General features: G+C 71.9%; 15 protein-coding genes. 11 read left to right on the forward strand and 4 right to left on the reverse strand.

All coding sequences use genetic code 11. The features are described 5' to 3' along the window. Positions 1-80: 80 nt before the first annotated feature. Positions 81-1004, reverse strand: coding sequence for a hypothetical protein (locus tag AB0F72_RS04550; protein ID WP_360425080.1), 924 nt, complete (start codon positions 1002-1004; stop codon positions 81-83). A 98-nt stretch (positions 1005-1102) separates the two neighbouring features. On the opposite strand from AB0F72_RS04550, the gene AB0F72_RS04555 reads away from it, so the two are divergent. The 4 genes from AB0F72_RS04555 (at position 1103) to AB0F72_RS04570 (ending at position 4603) form a co-directional block, all read left to right on the forward strand. Next, on the forward strand, positions 1103-1747 hold the full coding sequence (locus AB0F72_RS04555; protein WP_360426017.1) for a LysE family translocator: 645 nt from the start codon (positions 1103-1105) through the stop codon (positions 1745-1747). A gap of 386 nt (positions 1748-2133) precedes the next feature. Beyond that, complete coding sequence (locus AB0F72_RS04560; protein WP_360425083.1) at positions 2134-3549, forward strand: cellulase family glycosylhydrolase; 1416 nt, start codon at positions 2134-2136, stop codon at positions 3547-3549. A gap of 83 nt (positions 3550-3632) precedes the next feature. Beyond that, positions 3633-3977 (forward strand): metalloregulator ArsR/SmtB family transcription factor, encoded by a 345-nt coding sequence (locus tag AB0F72_RS04565; RefSeq protein ID WP_360425085.1) that lies wholly within the window; start codon positions 3633-3635, stop codon positions 3975-3977. Beyond that, on the forward strand, positions 3974-4603 hold the full coding sequence (locus tag AB0F72_RS04570; RefSeq protein WP_360425088.1) for an SRPBCC family protein: 630 nt from the start codon (positions 3974-3976) through the stop codon (positions 4601-4603). Before AB0F72_RS04565 ends, AB0F72_RS04570 begins: the two co-directional genes overlap by 4 nt. A 69-nt stretch (positions 4604-4672) precedes the next feature. On the opposite strand, the gene AB0F72_RS04575 is transcribed toward AB0F72_RS04570, so the two are convergent. Next, positions 4673-5683: a sulfotransferase gene (locus AB0F72_RS04575; RefSeq protein ID WP_360425091.1), complete on the reverse strand. Its 1011-nt coding sequence runs from the start codon at positions 5681-5683 to the stop codon at positions 4673-4675. A 235-nt stretch (positions 5684-5918) separates the two neighbouring features. Here AB0F72_RS04575 and AB0F72_RS04580 point away from each other — a divergent pair, with 235 nt between their 5' ends. Genes AB0F72_RS04580 through AB0F72_RS04590 form a run of 3 tightly spaced genes read left to right on the forward strand, consistent with a single transcriptional unit; the run spans position 5919 to position 9244 of the window. Beyond that, on the forward strand, positions 5919-6608 hold the full coding sequence (locus tag AB0F72_RS04580; RefSeq protein WP_360425094.1) for a hypothetical protein: 690 nt from the start codon (positions 5919-5921) through the stop codon (positions 6606-6608). Between the two features lie 12 nt (positions 6609-6620). Then, positions 6621-8603, forward strand: coding sequence for an ATP-binding protein (locus tag AB0F72_RS04585; RefSeq protein ID WP_360425096.1), 1983 nt, complete (start codon positions 6621-6623; stop codon positions 8601-8603). Continuing rightward, entirely contained in the window at positions 8600-9244 is a 645-nt protein-coding gene (locus AB0F72_RS04590) for a response regulator transcription factor (RefSeq protein WP_360425099.1), read from the forward strand. The genes AB0F72_RS04585 and AB0F72_RS04590 overlap by 4 nt, the downstream gene beginning before the upstream one ends. 977 nt (positions 9245-10221) lie before the next feature. Here AB0F72_RS04590 and AB0F72_RS04595 read toward each other — a convergent pair. Then, complete coding sequence (locus AB0F72_RS04595) at positions 10222-11262, reverse strand: ABC transporter substrate-binding protein (RefSeq protein ID WP_360425102.1); 1041 nt, start codon at positions 11260-11262, stop codon at positions 10222-10224. A gap of 213 nt (positions 11263-11475) precedes the next feature. Here AB0F72_RS04595 and AB0F72_RS04600 point away from each other — a divergent pair, with 213 nt between their 5' ends. From AB0F72_RS04600 to AB0F72_RS04615, 4 genes are read left to right on the forward strand one after another with little or no spacing between them, the layout of a single operon-like run. Then, the gene (locus AB0F72_RS04600) at positions 11476-12447 is read left to right on the forward strand and encodes an iron chelate uptake ABC transporter family permease subunit (RefSeq protein WP_360426020.1); all 972 of its coding nucleotides are present in this window, start codon (positions 11476-11478) and stop codon (positions 12445-12447) included. Further along, positions 12444-13481, forward strand: coding sequence for an iron chelate uptake ABC transporter family permease subunit (locus AB0F72_RS04605; protein ID WP_360425105.1), 1038 nt, complete (start codon positions 12444-12446; stop codon positions 13479-13481). Before AB0F72_RS04600 ends, AB0F72_RS04605 begins: the two co-directional genes overlap by 4 nt. A gap of 51 nt (positions 13482-13532) precedes the next feature. Continuing rightward, on the forward strand, positions 13533-14318 hold the full coding sequence (locus AB0F72_RS04610; RefSeq protein ID WP_360426024.1) for an ABC transporter ATP-binding protein: 786 nt from the start codon (positions 13533-13535) through the stop codon (positions 14316-14318). A gap of 13 nt (positions 14319-14331) precedes the next feature. Next, the gene (locus AB0F72_RS04615) at positions 14332-15915 is read left to right on the forward strand and encodes a methyl-accepting chemotaxis protein (protein ID WP_360425108.1); all 1584 of its coding nucleotides are present in this window, start codon (positions 14332-14334) and stop codon (positions 15913-15915) included. Between the two features lie 41 nt (positions 15916-15956). Here the strand turns inward: AB0F72_RS04615 and AB0F72_RS04620 are convergent, their stop codons facing one another. Then, a complete protein-coding gene (locus tag AB0F72_RS04620; protein WP_360425110.1) occupies positions 15957-17003 on the reverse strand; it encodes an Ldh family oxidoreductase in 1047 nt (348 codons plus the stop codon). Between the last annotated feature and the right edge of the window lies 1 nt (position 17004).

Genomic DNA, 17004 nt, shown 5'->3' on the forward strand with positions numbered 1-17004 from the left:
GTGTTGCTCCCGGTGCGGCTGACGCAGTGCGCCGCGGTCAGCACGAGCGTCGGGCTGTGCCCGCGCCGCCGGGAAGCCGCTTACTTGACGTAGGTGACAGTGACGGCAGGATCCGCCGCGTCGCCGGTGGTGTAGACGTATTTGCGCGCCGCGCTGCTGCCCAGCTGGGCGAGGAGCCACTGCGCGGACCAGCGGGCGATCGTCTCCACGCCGGTCGCCTGGTTCAGCGTCTGCGCCGAGGCGTCGGGCAGCGCGCCGGCCGGGTTCTGAGTGTTCGTGACGCCGTAGTGGTTGGCGCCGGCGACCTCGATGAAGGCCTTCGGCGTGCCGGCGGTCAGGTGGTAGGTGGTCTCGCCCTCGTCCGGGGTGGCCACGCCGTCCGCCGTGCCCTGGAGGTAGCCGACCGGCACCGTGTTGAGCACCGGCAGCACCAGGTCGGTGCCGTAGAGGACGTTGTTGCCGCCGTAGGTGACGACGGCCTCCAGCTCGCTCGGCGCGATGTTCGCGATCGCGCAGAACGGGATGACGCAGAGACCGGCGCTGACGCTGAGCGCCGTCGCCGCGCCGAACGAGTGACCGGCCAGGACCAGGTCGTTCTCATTGAGGCGATCGAACAACGGGGAGGCCGGGTTGTCGTCCTCGGCCTCGGCCCAGTCGGCGGTCCAGCGGGCCTGCGCGCCCTCGGGGTAGAGGCCGCTCACGCCGAACAGGGATCGGGTGTGGTTGGGGACGGCGACGACGAAGCCGTACGAGGCGAGGGTCGACGCATAGGTGGAGTAGTGGGACTTGTCGACGTTCGCGCCCTGGAGGAGGAGCGCCACCGGCAACCGGTTCCCGGCCGCCGGGTAGTACACGTCGGCACTGTCGCCGTTGATGGTCGTCGTGTAGCTGGCGACCGGGCTGGTCGCAGCGGCCGCAGGGGCGGCGGCGAACGTCGCAGCGAGCAGGGCAGCCGAGAGCACCGCGGCCCGCTGTTTCCAAGAACGGAACAACGTCACATTCATGGATACGGACTATGTCGACCGATCGGTGCGCCGTCAAGAGGGCCACCAGCCGCCGATTGGTCGTCGCGGACACGTCGAGCACGAGAAAGGCTGACGAGGTGGTCACGATCTCCTCGGTTCTCGCCGTCTCCGCCGTAGCGCTCGGAATGGTCCTCACACCGGGGCCGAACATGATGTACCTGGTGTCGCGCAGCATCACCCAGGGCCGCCGCGCCGGGCTCGTCTCCCTCTCCGGGGTCGCGCTCGGATTCCTGATCTATCTGACCGCCACCAACCTGGGGCTGTCGGTCCTCTTCGTGGCCGTCCCCCAGCTCTACCTCGCGATCAAGCTGGCCGGCGCCCTGTACCTCGCCTGGCTCGCCTGGAAGACGCTCAAGCCCGGCGGCGTATCCGTTTTCAATCCTCAGCCGGTGGCGCCGGACTCCCCCGGCCGCCTGTTCGCCATGGGGCTGCTGACCAACCTGCTGAACCCGAAGGCCGCGGTCCTGTACCTGTCGCTGATCCCGCAGTTCGTCCGGCCCGAGGGCGGGAACGTGATGGTGCAGGGCTTCCTGCTCGGCGGGGTGCAGCTGACCGTCAGCCTGGCGGTGAACCTGGCGATCGTCCTGGCCGCCGGGACGATCGCGGTGTTCCTGGCGCGACGGCCGTCCTGGCTGCGCGCGCAGCGCTATCTGATGGGCACGGTGCTCGGCGTGATCGCGGTCCGACTGGCGACCGATCGGGCACGGCCGGTCGCGGCCTGATCGCCGACGAGCGCGCCGGGCAGCAGCCGGGCGGCGGGAACCGCCGGGGCGGGCCACGGTCCACGCCGGACACGGAGAAGGGCCCGCCCGGACCCCCTCTGGCGGGAGGGAGCCGACTACCGGGCGGGCCCTGGAAGCCCGGCCGGTGATTGCTGGGGACAAGTCCGGCCGGGTCCGTCTGTCAGTGGCCGGGCGAGCCCGGGACGTTGCTCCGGTGTGACGGGGGTCTCAGCCCGCGAACATCCGCTCGGCGGTGCTCTCGGCGGCGTTCCTCACCGTGACGCTCGGGCATCGCCCGTTTTACACGCCTCGATGCGCGGGTTAGAGTCGGAGCCCCTGGGAGCGCTCCCAGGGACTTCTCCCCACCCCATCCCCGAGGTGTTGCAGTGAAACGCAGAGCGAAAGTCCTCCTGGCCACGGCCCTCGCCGTGGCCGCCGCGACGGCGACCGCGTTCTTCGCGCTGCCGGCCGGCGCGGAGACCGCGACGTTCACCGTCGCGAACTCCTGGAACAACGGTTACCAGGGTCAGGTGACGGTCGGCAACGACACGTCGTCGGCGATCAGCACCTGGAAGGTCGAGCTGACGTTACCGGCCGGAACCACTGTGGGCCAGGCCTGGAACGCTACGATCAGTTCGGCCGGGAACACCTGGACCTTCACGCCGGCCGGCTGGAACGCGACGATCGCGGCCGGGGCGTCGACCAGTTTCGGCTTCATCGCGAACGGGTCCGGGCGCCCCACGAGCTGCCTCGTCAACGGGAAGGCGTGCACCGGCTTGACCGTACCCTCGTCGCCCGCCGCGTCGTCGCCCAGCGCGAGCGCCTCGCCGAGCGCCAGCGCCTCCGCCAGCGCGAGCGCCTCCCCGAGCGCGCCTACGAACGGCACCCCGGTGGAGGTCAACGGGCAGCTGCGGGTCTGCGGCACCAAGCTGTGCAACGAGCACGGCGGCGTGGTCCAGCTCAAGGGCATGAGCACGCACGGTCTGCAGTGGTTCCCCAGCTGCTACACCGACGCGTCGCTCGACGTGCTCGCGAACGAGTGGAACGCCGACCTCTTCCGGATCTCCATGTACGTCCAGGAGGGCGGGTACGAGACCAACCCGAGCGGGTTCACGGCGCAGGTCAACAACCTGGTCGAGAAGGCCACGGCACGCGGCCTCTACGCGCTGATCGACTTCCACACGCTCACGCCGGGTGACCCGAACTTCAACCTGGAGCGGGCCAAGACGTTCTTCCGCGAGGTGTCCGCGCGGCACGCCGCCAAGGAGAACGTGATCTACGAGATCGCCAACGAGCCGAACGGCGTGAGCTGGGCGCAGATCAAGAGCTACGCCGAGCAGGTCATCCCGATCATCCGGGCGAACGACCCGGACGCGGTCGTGGTCGTCGGCAGCCGGGGCTGGTCGTCGCTGGGCGTCTCCGAGGGCGGGTCGTCCTCCGAGATCATCAGCAACCCGGTCAGCGCGTCGAACGTGATGTACGCGTTCCACTTCTACGCGGCGTCGCACAAGGACAACTACCGCGCCGAAGTGGAGCGGGCCGCCGCGTCGATCCCGCTGTTCGTCACCGAGTTCGGCACGGTCAGCTACACCGGGGACGGCGCGGTCGACGTGGCCAGCACCAACGCCTGGCTCGACCTGCTGGACCGGCTCCGGATCTCGTACGCGAACTGGACGTACTCCGACGCCGGTGAGGGCAGCGCCGCGTTCAAGCCGGGCACGTGCAACGCCGGCTCGTTCGCCGGGACCGGCTCGCTCACCGAGTCCGGCGCGCTGCTGCGCAACCGCCTCCGCGCGGCGTGACGACTCCGGGCGCCGGGGGTAAGGGCCCGGCGCCCGGTCTTAACTGTTCACTTATATAAGCAAGTCCTGATAGGCTCCCGCACGTGCATGCGTTCGATGTGCTCGGGGACCCGGTCCGCCGCCGGATCCTCGAGCTGCTCGCCGCCGGCGAGCAGACCTCCGGCTCCGTCACGGCCACCATCCGGGCGGAGTTCGGCATCAGCCAGCCCGCGGTCTCTCAGCACCTGCGGGTGCTGCGCGACAACGGTTTCGCCACCGTGCGCCCGGACGGCGCACGCCGCCTCTACGCGGTCGACGACACCGCGTTCCGCGAGGTCGACGAGTGGCTGACGCCCTTCCGGCGGTTCTGGACGCCGCACCTCGCCGCCATGGCCACCGAGGTCGCCCGCGGCAGACGACAGCGACGCTTCGAGGGAGAGACCACGTGATCGACGCGAGAGAGCAGATCAATGCGGTACGACGCACGCTCGGCACCCGTGTGCTCGAAGCGGGAGAGGCCCGGGAGCTGACGATCAGCCAGGTCTACCGCACCGGCCTCGACGACATGTGGACGGTGGTGACCGCCCCCGAGCGCATCGCCCGGTGGTTCCTGCCCGTCACCGGCGAGCTGCGCCCCGGCGGGCGATACCAGCTCGAGGGCAACGCCGGCGGCACCGTCACGGCCTGCGAGCGGCCACGGTCCTACGCGGCCACCTGGGAGTTCGGCGACCAGATCAGCTGGATCGAGGTCGAGCTCACGCCGGAGGGCCCGGACCGGACCCGGTTCTCGCTGACCCACATCGCCCACGTCGACGAGCACTGGGGCCGGTTCGGCCCGGGCGCCACCGGCGTCGGCTGGGACTCGGGCCTGCTCGGCCTGGCGATGCACCTGGCCGCACCGGAATCGCCGCGCGACGACGCGGCGATCCTGGCGTGGACGGCGTCCGAGGACGGCACGTTGTTCATGAAGCTGAGCAGCGACGCCTGGGCCGAGGCCGACATCGAGGCCGGCGAGGAGCCGGAGACGGCACGCACCCGGGCCGCGAACACCTACGCGGCGTACACCGGCGGCTGACCGCCCCCGCGCCCCGGCGCGCCCCGCGCCCTGGCGCGCCCGGATCGGGCAGGCCGGGGCGACGCCGGGTCAGCGGGGCGTCGTGCGGTCGGACGATGCCGGCAGCCGGGCCGGAAGGTCCGGGCCGCGGCGCCGGGCCCGGAGGCGGCCGCGGACGTCGCCGGCGCGCAGGCGGGCCGGGCCGAGCCGGTCCCGGACGGCCAGCCAGGTGCGGGTGGCGCGGGCCCGGGTGGTGGGGTGCGCCGTCGTGGCGAGCTGGTATCCGAACTGCCGGAGCCGGTCGCCGAAGACCGCCTCGCACCTGTCGATCTCGTCCGCGGTGAGCCGGTGCTGCCAGCTCGCCACCCGGGCCGTCGTCACCTCGGAGTGGGTGAGCGAGTGCCAGGTCTTGTACTCCGGCACCGCGACCGGGGCCAGCTCGGACGGCCGGGCCATCGCCGTGTCGTAGTCCTCGCCGAGGAACGCGCAGATCGCCCGCAGGTGCGGTTCCGGCTCGGCGACCAGGTCCTCGTAGCGCACCTGCTGGTAGACGTCGGACGGGTACTCACGGGCGGCGCGCATCGCGGCGTCCGCGGACCGCGCCCAGGTGTCGACGAGTTTGCCGAAGTCGGCCGGACCCCAGGGCGTCTCCTTGAGCGACGCCACGCAATCCCGGCCGTCGCGCACGATGTTGATGATCTGGGCGTCCGGGAAGAGCCGCAGGATGACGGGGAGATTCCGCAGGTACGAGGGCCGCTTGTCGCCCCAGCGTGGTTTACCGAAGCGCTGGGCGTACATCTGGAAGACGGTCCCGAAGGCGGAGCCGAGGGTGGGCGGCGCCGCGACGACGGCCTCGACCACCGCCTCGCCGGGCAGGCCCAGGTCGCCGAAGTGCGGAGACGCGACGATCCACTCGGCGAGGGCGCGCCGCTGCTCGGGGCTACTGAGATCGCCGTACTCGTGGCGGCGCTCGTAGCCGGGAAGCAGGAAGCGGTTCTCCGGCGGCAGCGCGATCCGCGGATGGGCGTGCAGCATCAGCTGAAGCATCGTGGTGCCGGAGCGGGGGCAGCCGACGACGAAGATCGGGCGATCACTGGACATGGCGTAGACCGTAAAGTAGTTTTTGTCCGATTTGCAAAGAACTTACCATCTATATGGAGGCGCTTGCGTGTGATGAGCCGATCCCATGACGGATCTGAGCTGTTGAGCCACTGTCTCGCCGAACCCGGCGCCTGGCAAGCGAAACGTCCCTGATTTCCGGGACCGCCGCCCGTGGAGACCGGGACGGCGGGCGGGACACCGTTGCGGCGACAGCGACGCGACGAAGGAGTTCCGCATGACCCACACGACCGGCCGCGGCTGGGCGATCACCGGCGTCCTCGCCGGATGCGCCGGCTTCGGCGCCCTGGTGCTCGAGTCCGGCCTGGCGATGTTCAGCGAGGAGCGGGTGTACGCCGACGCGGCGCTCATGTACACCGAGACCTACGACCGCCGGCTGATCATCGCGGCGTTCCTGCCCCTGATGGTCCTCGCCGGGCTCGGCGCCGCGATCTTCGGGGCCGGGCTGCGCCGCTGGCTGGCCGCCCAGTCGCCGGCCGGCAGCCTGGTCCCCGAGCTGGCCGGCTGGGGCACGCTGCTCGTCGCGGCGCTCAGCCTGGTCGGCTCCGGGCCGGTGACCGAGGTGTACTTCCAGGTGATCCACGCGTACAACCCGGCCGACCCGGACATCGCTATGACATTGCAGCGGCTGATGGACACGCTGCCCTGGGTCTGGACCGGACTGCTGCTGACCACCGGCGCGATCACCGTGGCGGCGCTGCGGCACGGCGCCGCCCCGCGCTGGCTGGGCTGGGTCAGCGCGGTGGTCACCCTCCTGATGGTGGCGGTCAACGTGTTCCCGCAGCAGTACCTCACCGGTTACCTCGGCGGGCTCTGGCTGATCGTGGCGGGCGCGGCGTTCGCGTTCCGCCGGGCCGCGCCGGCGCCGACTGTCTCGCAGCTGACTGGCCAGGGCGTCGCCGGCTGACATAGTGGCCGCGTGCCGATCGGAACACATCGGACGGCGGCGGCTCCGGTCGCCGCCGTCGCGCTGCTCACCGCTGCCACGGCCGTCGTGCTGCTGCCGTTCTCGCGGACCGACGAGGCGTGGACCGAGTGGTTCTACCTCACCGACCTGACCGTCGCCGTCGTCTACGGCCTGCTGGCGTACCTGCTGCTCAGCCGGGGCGCCCGGGCGGTCGGCGCGCTCGCCGGGCTGGCCGCGATCGGCGGCGGCCTGGCGGCGATCGGGCAGCGGGTCCCGCACCTGCTCCCCGACCTGGTCGGGACGGCCTGGGTGCCCGGCACGCTCGCGCTGATCACGGTGCTGCCGTGGCTGGTCCGCGACGACCCGCTCCCCCGGCACGCCCGGATCGCGGTCGCCGCCGGGCTCACGGTCAGCGCGGGGCTCACGGTGATGCGGGCGTTCCGGGCGGCGAGCCCGGCCTGGAGCGACATCCTCGACACCACGCTGCCCCAGCAGATGGGCATCGTGGTCGTTCTCGGACTCGCGGCGACGGCCGACGCGGCCCGGCGATGGCGGGTCCTGCCCGGCGACCGGCGGCGCGGGCTCGGCTGGCTGACCGTGGGATCGGCGCTGATGGCGCTCTCGTTCGTGCCGATCGCGCTGCCGCTGGAGGTGTCCCGGCCGATCACGTACGCGTCGGTCACCCCGGTGCTGCAACTGGCCGCGCAGGCGTTCTTCCCGGCCGCCGTGCTCGCCGTGGTGCTCCGGCAACGACTCTGGGGCGTCGACGTGGCGGTCAGCCGGACCCTGCTCTGGTCGCTGCTCACGGCCGCAGCGATCACCGCCTATGTGCTGATCACGCAGGCCGTCGTGCTGCTCGCGCCGCTGCCCGGCGGCACCGCGGGCGCGGTCGCGGCGGGGGTCCTGGCGGTGGCGGTCTTCCCGGCCAGATCATGGCTTCAAAACCGGATCGACCATTTGGTACGGGGACCGTCAGCGCGCCCCGGAGCAGCGGCGGAACGGCTGGCCCACCGGATCGGGACGGACGCGGCGGGTCCGGTGGCGGGCGCGCTGGAGGCGATCCGGGAGTCGCTGCGGCTGCACTCGGTGCGGCTGGAGACCGGCGACGTCGTGCAGGAGATCGGGGCGCCGGGCGGGCCGGAGCTGACGGCCGGGCTCAGCCTCGGCGGGGTGCCGGTGGGGCGGCTCACCGTCACCGGGGCGCCCGGGGAGCGGCTGGATGCCCGTACCCGCAAGGATCTCGGAATGCTGGCCGGGCCGGTGGCCGCTGTCGCGCAGCTGGCCGTGCGCACCGACCAGCTCGCGGCGGCCCGCGCCCGGACCACCGCGGCGCGCGTCGAGGAACGCCGCCTGCTGCGCCGGGAACTCCATGACCGGCTGGGGCCCACCCTGGTCGGTATCGGTCTCACCGTGCAGGGCGCGCGCAATCTCGTCGATGCCGGGCGGACCGCTGAGGCCGGCGAGATGCTGGACCTGCTGCGGGCCGAGCTGGATCGCAGCGCGGAGGACGTGCGGACCCTGGCGCGGGCGCTGCTGCCGCCGTCGCTGGAGCGGCACGGGCTGGGGGTGGCGCTGACCGAGCTCGCGGAACGGCTCAGCGGGCCGCCGGCGCCGTCACGTTCGGCCCTGACGCCCGAGCCGGACCTGGCGGTCAGCGCGGAGATCAGCGGGGACGTGGCGGCGCTGACGCCGGAGGTGGCGGCCGGGCTCTACGGGATCGCGGCGGAGGCGCTGGTCAACGCGCGGCGGCACGCGATGGCTTCGGCCGTCCGGGTCAGCGTGGACGTGGACGGGTCCGGCGTGGTTCTGGAGATCGTGGACGACGGGCGGGGCATCCCGGCCGACGCCGAGCCCGGGGTGGGGCTGCGGTCGATGCGGGAACGCGCGGAGGAACTGGGCGGGACGTTGACCGCCGGGCCGGTGTCTCCGGCGGATTCTGGGGCGCGCACGCTGGTGCGGACCGGGACCGTCGTGCGGGTGGTGCTGCCCCGATGAGCCTCCGGGTGGTGATCGTCGATGATCATCCGATGTTCCGGATGGGCGTACGCTCGCTGGTCCTGTCCCTGGACGGCCTGGAGGTGGCCGGCGAGGCCGCCGGGCACGCGGCCGCCCTCGAGGTGGTGGCGGCGACCCGGCCGGACGTGGTGCTGATGGACCTGAACCTCGGCGGCGACTCCGGGGTGGACGCGACGGCCGACCTGCTGCGCCGCGATCCGGGCACCCGGGTGCTGGTGCTGACCATGCTGGACGACGACGACTCGGTGTTCGCGGCGATGCGGGCCGGGGCACGGGGCTACCTGCTGAAGAGCGCGTCGCCGGCGGAACTGGAACGGGCCGTGCACGCCGTCGCGAACGGCGACGTGATCCTGTCCGGGCCGGTCGCGCAGCGGGCGCTCGGGTTCCTGACCGGGGCGCGGACCGGCGGGTCGCCGTTCCCCGAGCTGACCCAGCGGGAGCTGGACGTGCTGGACCTGGTGGCGCGGGGGCTGGACAACCTGGCGGTGGCGCGGCGGCTGTCCCTCAGCGACAAGACGGTGCGGAACTACCTGTCCGCGATCCTGGCGAAGCTGCGGGTGGCGGACCGGTCACAGGTGATCGTCCGGGCGCGGGAGGCGGGGCTGGGCGGGGCGCGATAGCGGCTCCCGGCCGGGGACGGGGACGGCTCAGGTCCGGGATTCTCCGAGATCCAGCCACCGCCGGGCCGAGCCGTAGCCGGCGCAGGTGAAGCGACGCGGTGAGCTGCCTGCACTACGGCCGGCGTGCCGGAGCCGTAGCCCACGCAGGCAAAACGGCGCGGTGACCTGCCTGCGCTACGGCCGGCGTGCCCGAGCCGTAGCCCACACAGGCAAAACCACGCAGTGACCTGCCTGCACTACGGCCGGCGTGCCCGAGCCGTAGCCCACGCAGGCAAAACCACGCGGTGACCTGTATGCGCTACGGCTCGGGTTCTCGCAATTCCACTTAGCTTAGTGGATCTTGGAGTCGGTGCTGGTGGGCGACGGGTCCGGGGTGATGCGTCCGCCCTCGCAGCCGGACAACTAACCCGGATCGTCACGTGGCGTGCCTGCATCCGGGGTAAAGCCGGCGCTTTCCGGAAAGCCGCAGACGTGGGAGGCCCCACAGAATGCCGCACACCCCGTAACGCTCCCCATGGACAGTCACCCATCGTGACGCGGGGTCGGCTCGGCGAGGCCTCAAGACGCAGACCCGGCGATCCGTGCACCCAGCGGGCGAAATCGCGGGCGACGAGGCGACCGCGCGGACCAGAACGCCCGGGGCAGACCGGTCGACCCGTGCCGCGACCGGTGCCGACGACGACCGGGCACCAACGACGACCTGCCTGCACTACGGCCGACGCGCCCGAGCCGTAGCCCACGCAAGCAAAACCACGCGTTGACCTGCCTGCACTACGGCCGGCGCGCCCGAGCCGTAGCCCACGCAAGCAAAACGGCGCGGTGACCTGCCTGCGCTACGGCTCGGCCGGGACAGGGACGTCTCAGGTCCCCGGGCGCCTGGCGGGCGGGCGGGCGGGCGGGCGGGCCGATGCCAGCACAGACCGGGTGGCGAAATCCCCGCCGACCGGCTCGTGCCGGACGACGGGGATTCACAACAATCAGGCGAGCTTCTTGGACTTCTTGATCGCGGCGGTGAGCGCCTCGAGCAGCGGAGCGGCGCCGTTCCAGGAGTAGATCGGGACGGCCTGCCACGGGAAGACCTGGTTCGCCTTGACGGCGGGCAGCGCGTTCCAGGCCGGCTTGGCGGCCAGGTCCTTCGGCTGCAGGGTGCCGGCGCGGGCGTCCAGGAAGATGATGTCGGCGTGGTACTTGTCGGCGTTCTCCCAGCTCAGCGACTCGTAGTAGTCACCGCCGTCGGTCTTCTCCGGGACGATGATGTCGACGCCGAGCTCCTTGAAGTACATGATGTCGGACGACACCTTGGGGTTCGACACGTAGAAGATGTCGGCGGCGCCGGAACCGGCCAGGACCTTGATGCCACCGCTGGCCTTGGCCGCGGCGGACAGGTCGGCGGCGGCCTTCTCGAAGCGGGCCTTGGCCTCGACGACCTTCGGGGCGTTGAGGTCGGCGCCCAGCGAGGCGGCGAGGTCGGCATACCGCTGGATCGGCTTGGGCAGCGGGACCCGGCCGACGGTGATGGTCGCGGTCGGGGCGAGGCCGAGGATCTTGTCCTTGCTCTCGTCCGGGATGTACCAGTACGCGCCCGGGTCGAACATGTGGGTGATCAGCAGCTCGGGGCTGAGCGCCGCGTACTTCTCGACGGAGAACTCGCCCCAGGCGTTACCGATGATCTCGACCTTGTTGATGTCGAGGTCGCCGGCCTGCTCCTCGGCGGTGCCGTCGGCCTTCTTGGTCTCGCCGAAGACGCCGACGATCTTGTCCTGGAGGCCCAGGTCGACGAGGGCGGCGGCGGTGCCGGTGAACGCGACGATCTTGCTGGGGACCTTGTCGGCCTTCAGGTCCTTGGGCTGGTCGTCGGTGAACGACCAGGGGCCGGCAGCGGCGGCGGGGGCGGAGGCGGCAGAGGAGGACCCGGTCTCCTCGTTGCTGCCGCACGCGCTGAGCAGCGCGCCGAGACCGGCGGCGCCGCCCGCGGCCAGCAGGCCACGACGGGACAAAGAAAGGTTCGAGTACGACATCTTCAAGTCTTTCTCATGGGTACGACCGGTCACTCGACCGCGTGAATGGTTAGGCTAACCTAACGAGCCGAACGCGCGTCAACAGGATCCGCCGAACCGTGACAGGAGCTTCAACTGTCCACCTATGACACCCCTACGGATCAGGGGATACGCACCACGGCCCCGGAACCGGGCGTCGTGCCGGCACCCGCGCCCGCGCCACCGGGCAAGCGCCTGCCGGTTCGGCTCACCGGACTGCTGATCTCGTTCGTCCTGCTCGCGGTCGTGCTGATGCTCAGCATCGGGTTCGGCGCCCGCCTCCTCAGCATCGGCGAGGTCTGGTCCGGACTCACCGATCCGGCATCCGACTACTACCGGATCGTCCACGAGATGCGGCTTCCGCGTACCCTGCTCGGCCTGATGGTCGGGATGGCGCTCGGCCTGGCCGGCGCGATCATGCAGGCGCTGACCCGCAACCCGCTCGCCGATCCCGGCCTGCTCGGCATCAACGCCGGCGCGTCGGCCGGTGTCGCCTCGGCCGCCGTGTTCCTCGGCATCGGCTCGTTCTACGGCTACATCTGGTTCGCCCTGGCCGGCGCCGCGGTCGTCACCGCCATGGTCTACGCGGTCGGTGGTGGACGGTCGGCGACCCCGGCGAGGCTCGCGCTGGCCGGCGCCGCCCTCAACGCGACGCTGTACTCCTATGTGAGCGCCACGCTGCTCTCCGACTCGCAGGCGATCGAGAAAGTCAAGTTCTGGACGGCCGGCTCACTGGCCAGCGCCGACTTCGCCACCGTGACCCGGCTCCTGCCGTTCTTCGCGGCCGGCCTGGTGGTCGCGCTGCTGGCGGCCCGCCCGCTGAACGCGCTGTCGCTCGGCGACGACGCGGCCCGCGCCCTCGGCGCCCGGCCCGCGGTGATCCGCACCGCGGTGATCGTGGCGGTCACCCTGCTCTGCGGCGGCGCCACCGCCGCCTGCGGCCCGATCGTCTTCGTCGGCCTGCTCGTGCCGCACATGGTCCGCCCGTTCACCGGGCCGGACCTGCGCTGGCTGCTGCCGTACACAGCGGTGCTCGCGCCGGTGCTGCTGCTCGGCTCGGACGTGCTGGGCCGGATCCTCGGCAGCCCCGGCGAGCTCCAGGTCGGCACGGTCACCGCGGTCCTCGGCGGCCCCCTCTTCCTCTACCTCGTGCGAGCCGCCCGATGACCACCGCTGTCGTTCCGAAGCCGGCCACCCCGACCGGCAATCGCGTCGGGATCCGCCCGCGCGCCGTCGTGGTCGGCGTGATCGCCGCGCTGCTCACCGCCGCGATCAGCGTGATCACGCTGGGCACCGGCGAGTTCCCGATCGCGCCCGCCGACGTGGTGAAGACCCTGTTCGGCCAGGGCACCGCCGCCCAGGACTTCATCGTCAACGAGCTGCGCCTGCCCCGGCTGATCACCGCGATCCTGGTCGGCGTGGCCCTCGCGGCCGGCGGCGCGGTCTTCCAGTCGCTGGTCCGCAACCCGCTCGGCAGCCCGGACGTCCTCGGCGTCACGAACGGCGCGAGCACCGCCGCGCTGGTCGTGGTGATCCTCGGTGGCAGCAGCCTCCAGCTCTCGCTCGCCGCGGTCGCCGGCGGGCTGGGCGCGGCCCTGCTCATCCAGCTGATCGGCGGCAGGCACGGCCTGCACGGCTTCCGGTTCATCCTGGTCGGCATCGGCCTGTCCGCCATCTTCACCGGCATCACCGGGTACCTGCTGACCCGCGGTGTGCAGATGGAGAACGCACGGGCCCTGCTCTGGCTCACCGGCAGCCTGGACGGCCGGGACTGGCACCAGGCCGGGCCGCTGCTCGGCGTGCTCGCCGTGACGCTGCCGATCCTGCTGCTGGCGTGCGGCCCCGGCCTGAAGATCCTGGAGATGGGCGACGACGCTGCGGCCGCGCTGGGCGTACCCGTGAAGGCTCTTCGCACCTCCGCTCTCTTCGTCGCGGCCCTGCTCGTGGCGTGCGCCGCGGCAGCGGCCGGACCGGTCGCCTTCGTCGCGCTGATCGCGCCGCACCTGGCGAAGAAGCTCACCCGGGCGCCCGGCCCGAACCTGATCCCGTCCCTCGCCATGGGCGCGCTGCTGCTGGTCGGCGCGGACTGGCTCGCACAGCACGCGCCCCGGGCTCTGCCGGTCGGCGTGGTCACCGGCATCGTCGGCGGCGCCTACCTGGTCTGGCTGCTCACCATGGAACGCCGGGCCGGACGGATCTAGAAGAACATGACGAACACAGGAGAACAGATGAGTCGCCTCAGCGGTACGGGAATGACTCTGGCCTACGACAAGCGAGTCATCGCCGAGCAGCTGAGCGTCGACATCCCGGACGATTCGTTCACCGTGATCATCGGTCCGAACGCGTGCGGCAAGTCCACGCTGCTGCGGGCCCTCGCGCGGCTTCTCAAGCCGACCGCCGGCACCGTGCTGCTGGACGGGCAGGACCTGCAGTCCCAGCCGACCCGCCAGGTCGCCAAGACGCTCGGCCTGCTGCCGCAGTCGTCGACCGCGCCGGACGGCATCACCGTGGCCGAGCTGGTGGCACGCGGCCGGTACCCGCACCAGAGCCTGCTGCGCCGCTGGTCGACCACGGACGAGCAGGTGGTGACCGAGTCGATGACCGCGACGGGCGTCGCCGACCTGGCCGACCGCAACGTCGACGAGCTCTCCGGCGGTCAGCGCCAGCGGGTCTGGCTCGCCATGGCGCTCGCCCAGCAGACGCCGCTGCTGCTGCTCGACGAGCCGACCACGTACCTGGACATCGCCCACCAGATCGAGGTGCTCGACCTCTGCGCCGAGCTGCACGAGACGCAGGGCCGGACCCTGGTGGCCGTCCTGCACGACCTGAACCACGCCGCCCGCTACGCCACCCACCTGATCGCCATGCGCGGCGGCACTGTCGTGAAGTCCGGCAGCCCCGGCGACGTGCTCACCGCGGATCTGGTCGAGGAGGTCTTCGGCCTGCCCTGCCGGGTGATCGACGACCCGGAGACCGGCACGCCGCTGGTGGTGCCGGCGGCTCGTCGCCGATTGGCCTCAACATCGGAAACCGTCTGACGATATAGGGGACATGTCCCCTGATTCCGGTCTGACCCGGTGGTTCACCAACCTCCGGGTCAGAAACAAGATTCTCACCACGGTGCTGGTCGTCGCCGTGGCCCTGAGCGCCGCCTGCGTCTTCGCGGTGCTGCGCATGTCGGCGATGGACGACCGGATGAACGACCTGCGCGACACCAACGTGCAGAACCTCACGCTGCTCGGGCACATCCGCGGCGCGCAGTCCGACATCAACCACTACTCCACGTCGCTGGTCTCGGCCGGCACGTCGGCCGCCGACCGGGCCGCCGCCGGCAAGGGCCAGGCCGCGGCGGTCGAGGAGCTCGACACGGCGCTGGCCGAGTACGCGGCGCAGCCGAAGACCGCGGCGGCCGCCGCCACGCTCGCCGAGTTCACCGAGCACTGGGAGCAGTTCAACACCGCGATGGCGGCGGCACAGGCCGGCAAGGACTCCGGCATCGACTTCGACGAGGTCATCATGGGCATGTCGACATCGGTCGACGACCTGGTGATCGAGGAGGGCGCGAGCGCCGCGGCCGCCGCGAGCGAGGCGCACTCCGCGTACGTCGAGGCCCGCCGCGACGTGCTGATCACCCTGGTCGCCGCGCTGGCGATCGGCATCGGCCTGGCGATGCTCGTCGGCCGCTCGATCACCCGCCGGCTGGACCCGGTCGCCGAGGCGATGGAGGCCGTCGCCGCCGGTGACCTGACCCGGTCCGTCCCGGCCACCGGCAAGGACGAGATCGGGGCGATGGCGCGCTCGGTCAACAAGGCCACCGAGAGTGTCCGGGAGACGGTGGGCGCGCTGGCGCACAGCGCCGAGATGCTCGCCGCCAGCACGGCCGAGTTGAATCGAGTCAACGAGCAGACCGTCGCCGGTTCCGAGTCGGTCTCCGAACGGGCCGGCTCGGCGAACGCCTCGGCAGAGGAGGTCTCCCGCAACCTGCGGACCGTCGCGACCGGCGCCGACGAGATGGCGATGGCCATCCAGGAGATCGCGCAGAGCGCCGCGGCCAGCGCGGGGGTCACCCTCGAGGCGGTCTCGGTCGTCTCCGAGACCACCCAGACCGTCAGCAAGCTCGGCGCCAGCTCGCAGGAGATCGGCGCGGTGGTCAAGGTGATCACCTCGATCGCCGAGCAGACCAACCTGCTCGCCCTGAACGCGACGATCGAGGCGGCCCGCGCGGGCGAGTCCGGCAAGGGCTTCGCCGTGGTGGCCGGTGAGGTCAAGGAGCTCGCTCAGGAGACGGCGAAGGCCACTGAGGACATCTCCAAGCGGGTCCAGGCGATCCAGGCCGACACCGAGAGCGCGGTCGCCGCGATCACCCGGATCGGCGAGGTGATCGAGCGGATCAACCAGTTCCAGACGACGATCTCGGCGGCCGTCGAGGAGCAGACCGCGACGACCGCGGAGATGAACCGCAACGTGGCGACCGCCGCGGCCGGCAGCGCGGAGATCGCGTCGAACGTGAGCCACGTGTCGAGCGCGGCCGAGCAGAGCCGGGCCGCCGTGGCGTCGGGTCAGCAGGCGGCCGTCGAGCTGGCCACTCTCGCCGGCGACCTGAACGACCTGGTCCGCCGGTTCCAGTACCGCTGATCGCTCGCTGAGATGCCCGGCCCATCAGGGCCGGGCATCTCCTATGCCGGGACCGGGACGCCGAGCTTCTCCGCCGCGACCCGCAGCTCGGCCCAGACCTTGGCGGCCACCGGGACACCGTCCGCGGCGCGCTTCTCCGCCACCGCCGCGCTGCCCTCGCCCGGATAGCGGATCTCCGAGTCCTCGTCGGCGCGGGTCAGGCCCTTGAGCGTCTCCAGGGTGGCGGCGACGGCCGGGCCGAACGCGTCCGCGTCGCCGAACGCGGCCGGGTCCAGCGCCAGGATCAGCGCGTTCTGCCGGTGCACCCGGCCCTGCGGGTCGTCGCCGTGGAACGAGCTGAGGATCGGCGCGCCGACCAGCACGCTGGTGAGCAGCTCGAAGACGAGGGACATCCCGGCGCCCTTGACGCCGCCCAGGGGCAGCGGCATCTTGGCCAGATCCGGGTCGGTGGTCGGGGTGCCGTCGGCGGTTGCCGCCGTACCCTCGGGAAGTTGTCGCCCGGCGTTGCGGTACTGCGCGATCTTGCCGAGCGCGATGCCCGCCGTCGCCATGTCGAGCAGCGCGGGCGGCCGGCCCGAGGCCGGCACCGCGATGGAGAGCGGGCTGGTCGCGACGGCCGCGCCCTTCACCCCCGGGTACGACATCTGCGGCATTCCGGCCACGAAGACGACTCCGATCAGATTGGCGTCAGCGATCCGGGACGTGTAGTAGCCGATCGCGCCGGTGTGGACGGTGCGGCGCACGCCCACCGCCCCGATCCCGTTCGCCCGGGCCCGGCTGATCGCCTCGTCGGCGGCGGCGGTGAGCGCGATCGGGCCGGGCGCCCGGCCGGCGTCGAGCACCGCGACCGCCGGGCTGGTCGACCCGAACGAGAGGGACGGCTCCTTACCGGCCTCACCGGAATCGAGCAGTTCCAGGTAACGCGGCACCCGGGAGGCGCCGTGCGAGTCGACGCCGCGCAAGCTGGCCCAGGTCAGGACGTCGGCGATGGTGGCGGCGTGCTCGGCACGGACGCCGGCCGCGGTGAACAACGCGGTGGTGAAGGCGCGCAGCTCAGCGGCCGGCACCAGGACTTTCTGCTGCGGCATG

It is taken from the genome of Actinoplanes sp. NPDC023936 (assembly GCF_040639325.1).
Taxonomy (GTDB): Bacteria; Actinomycetota; Actinomycetes; order Mycobacteriales; family Micromonosporaceae; genus Actinoplanes.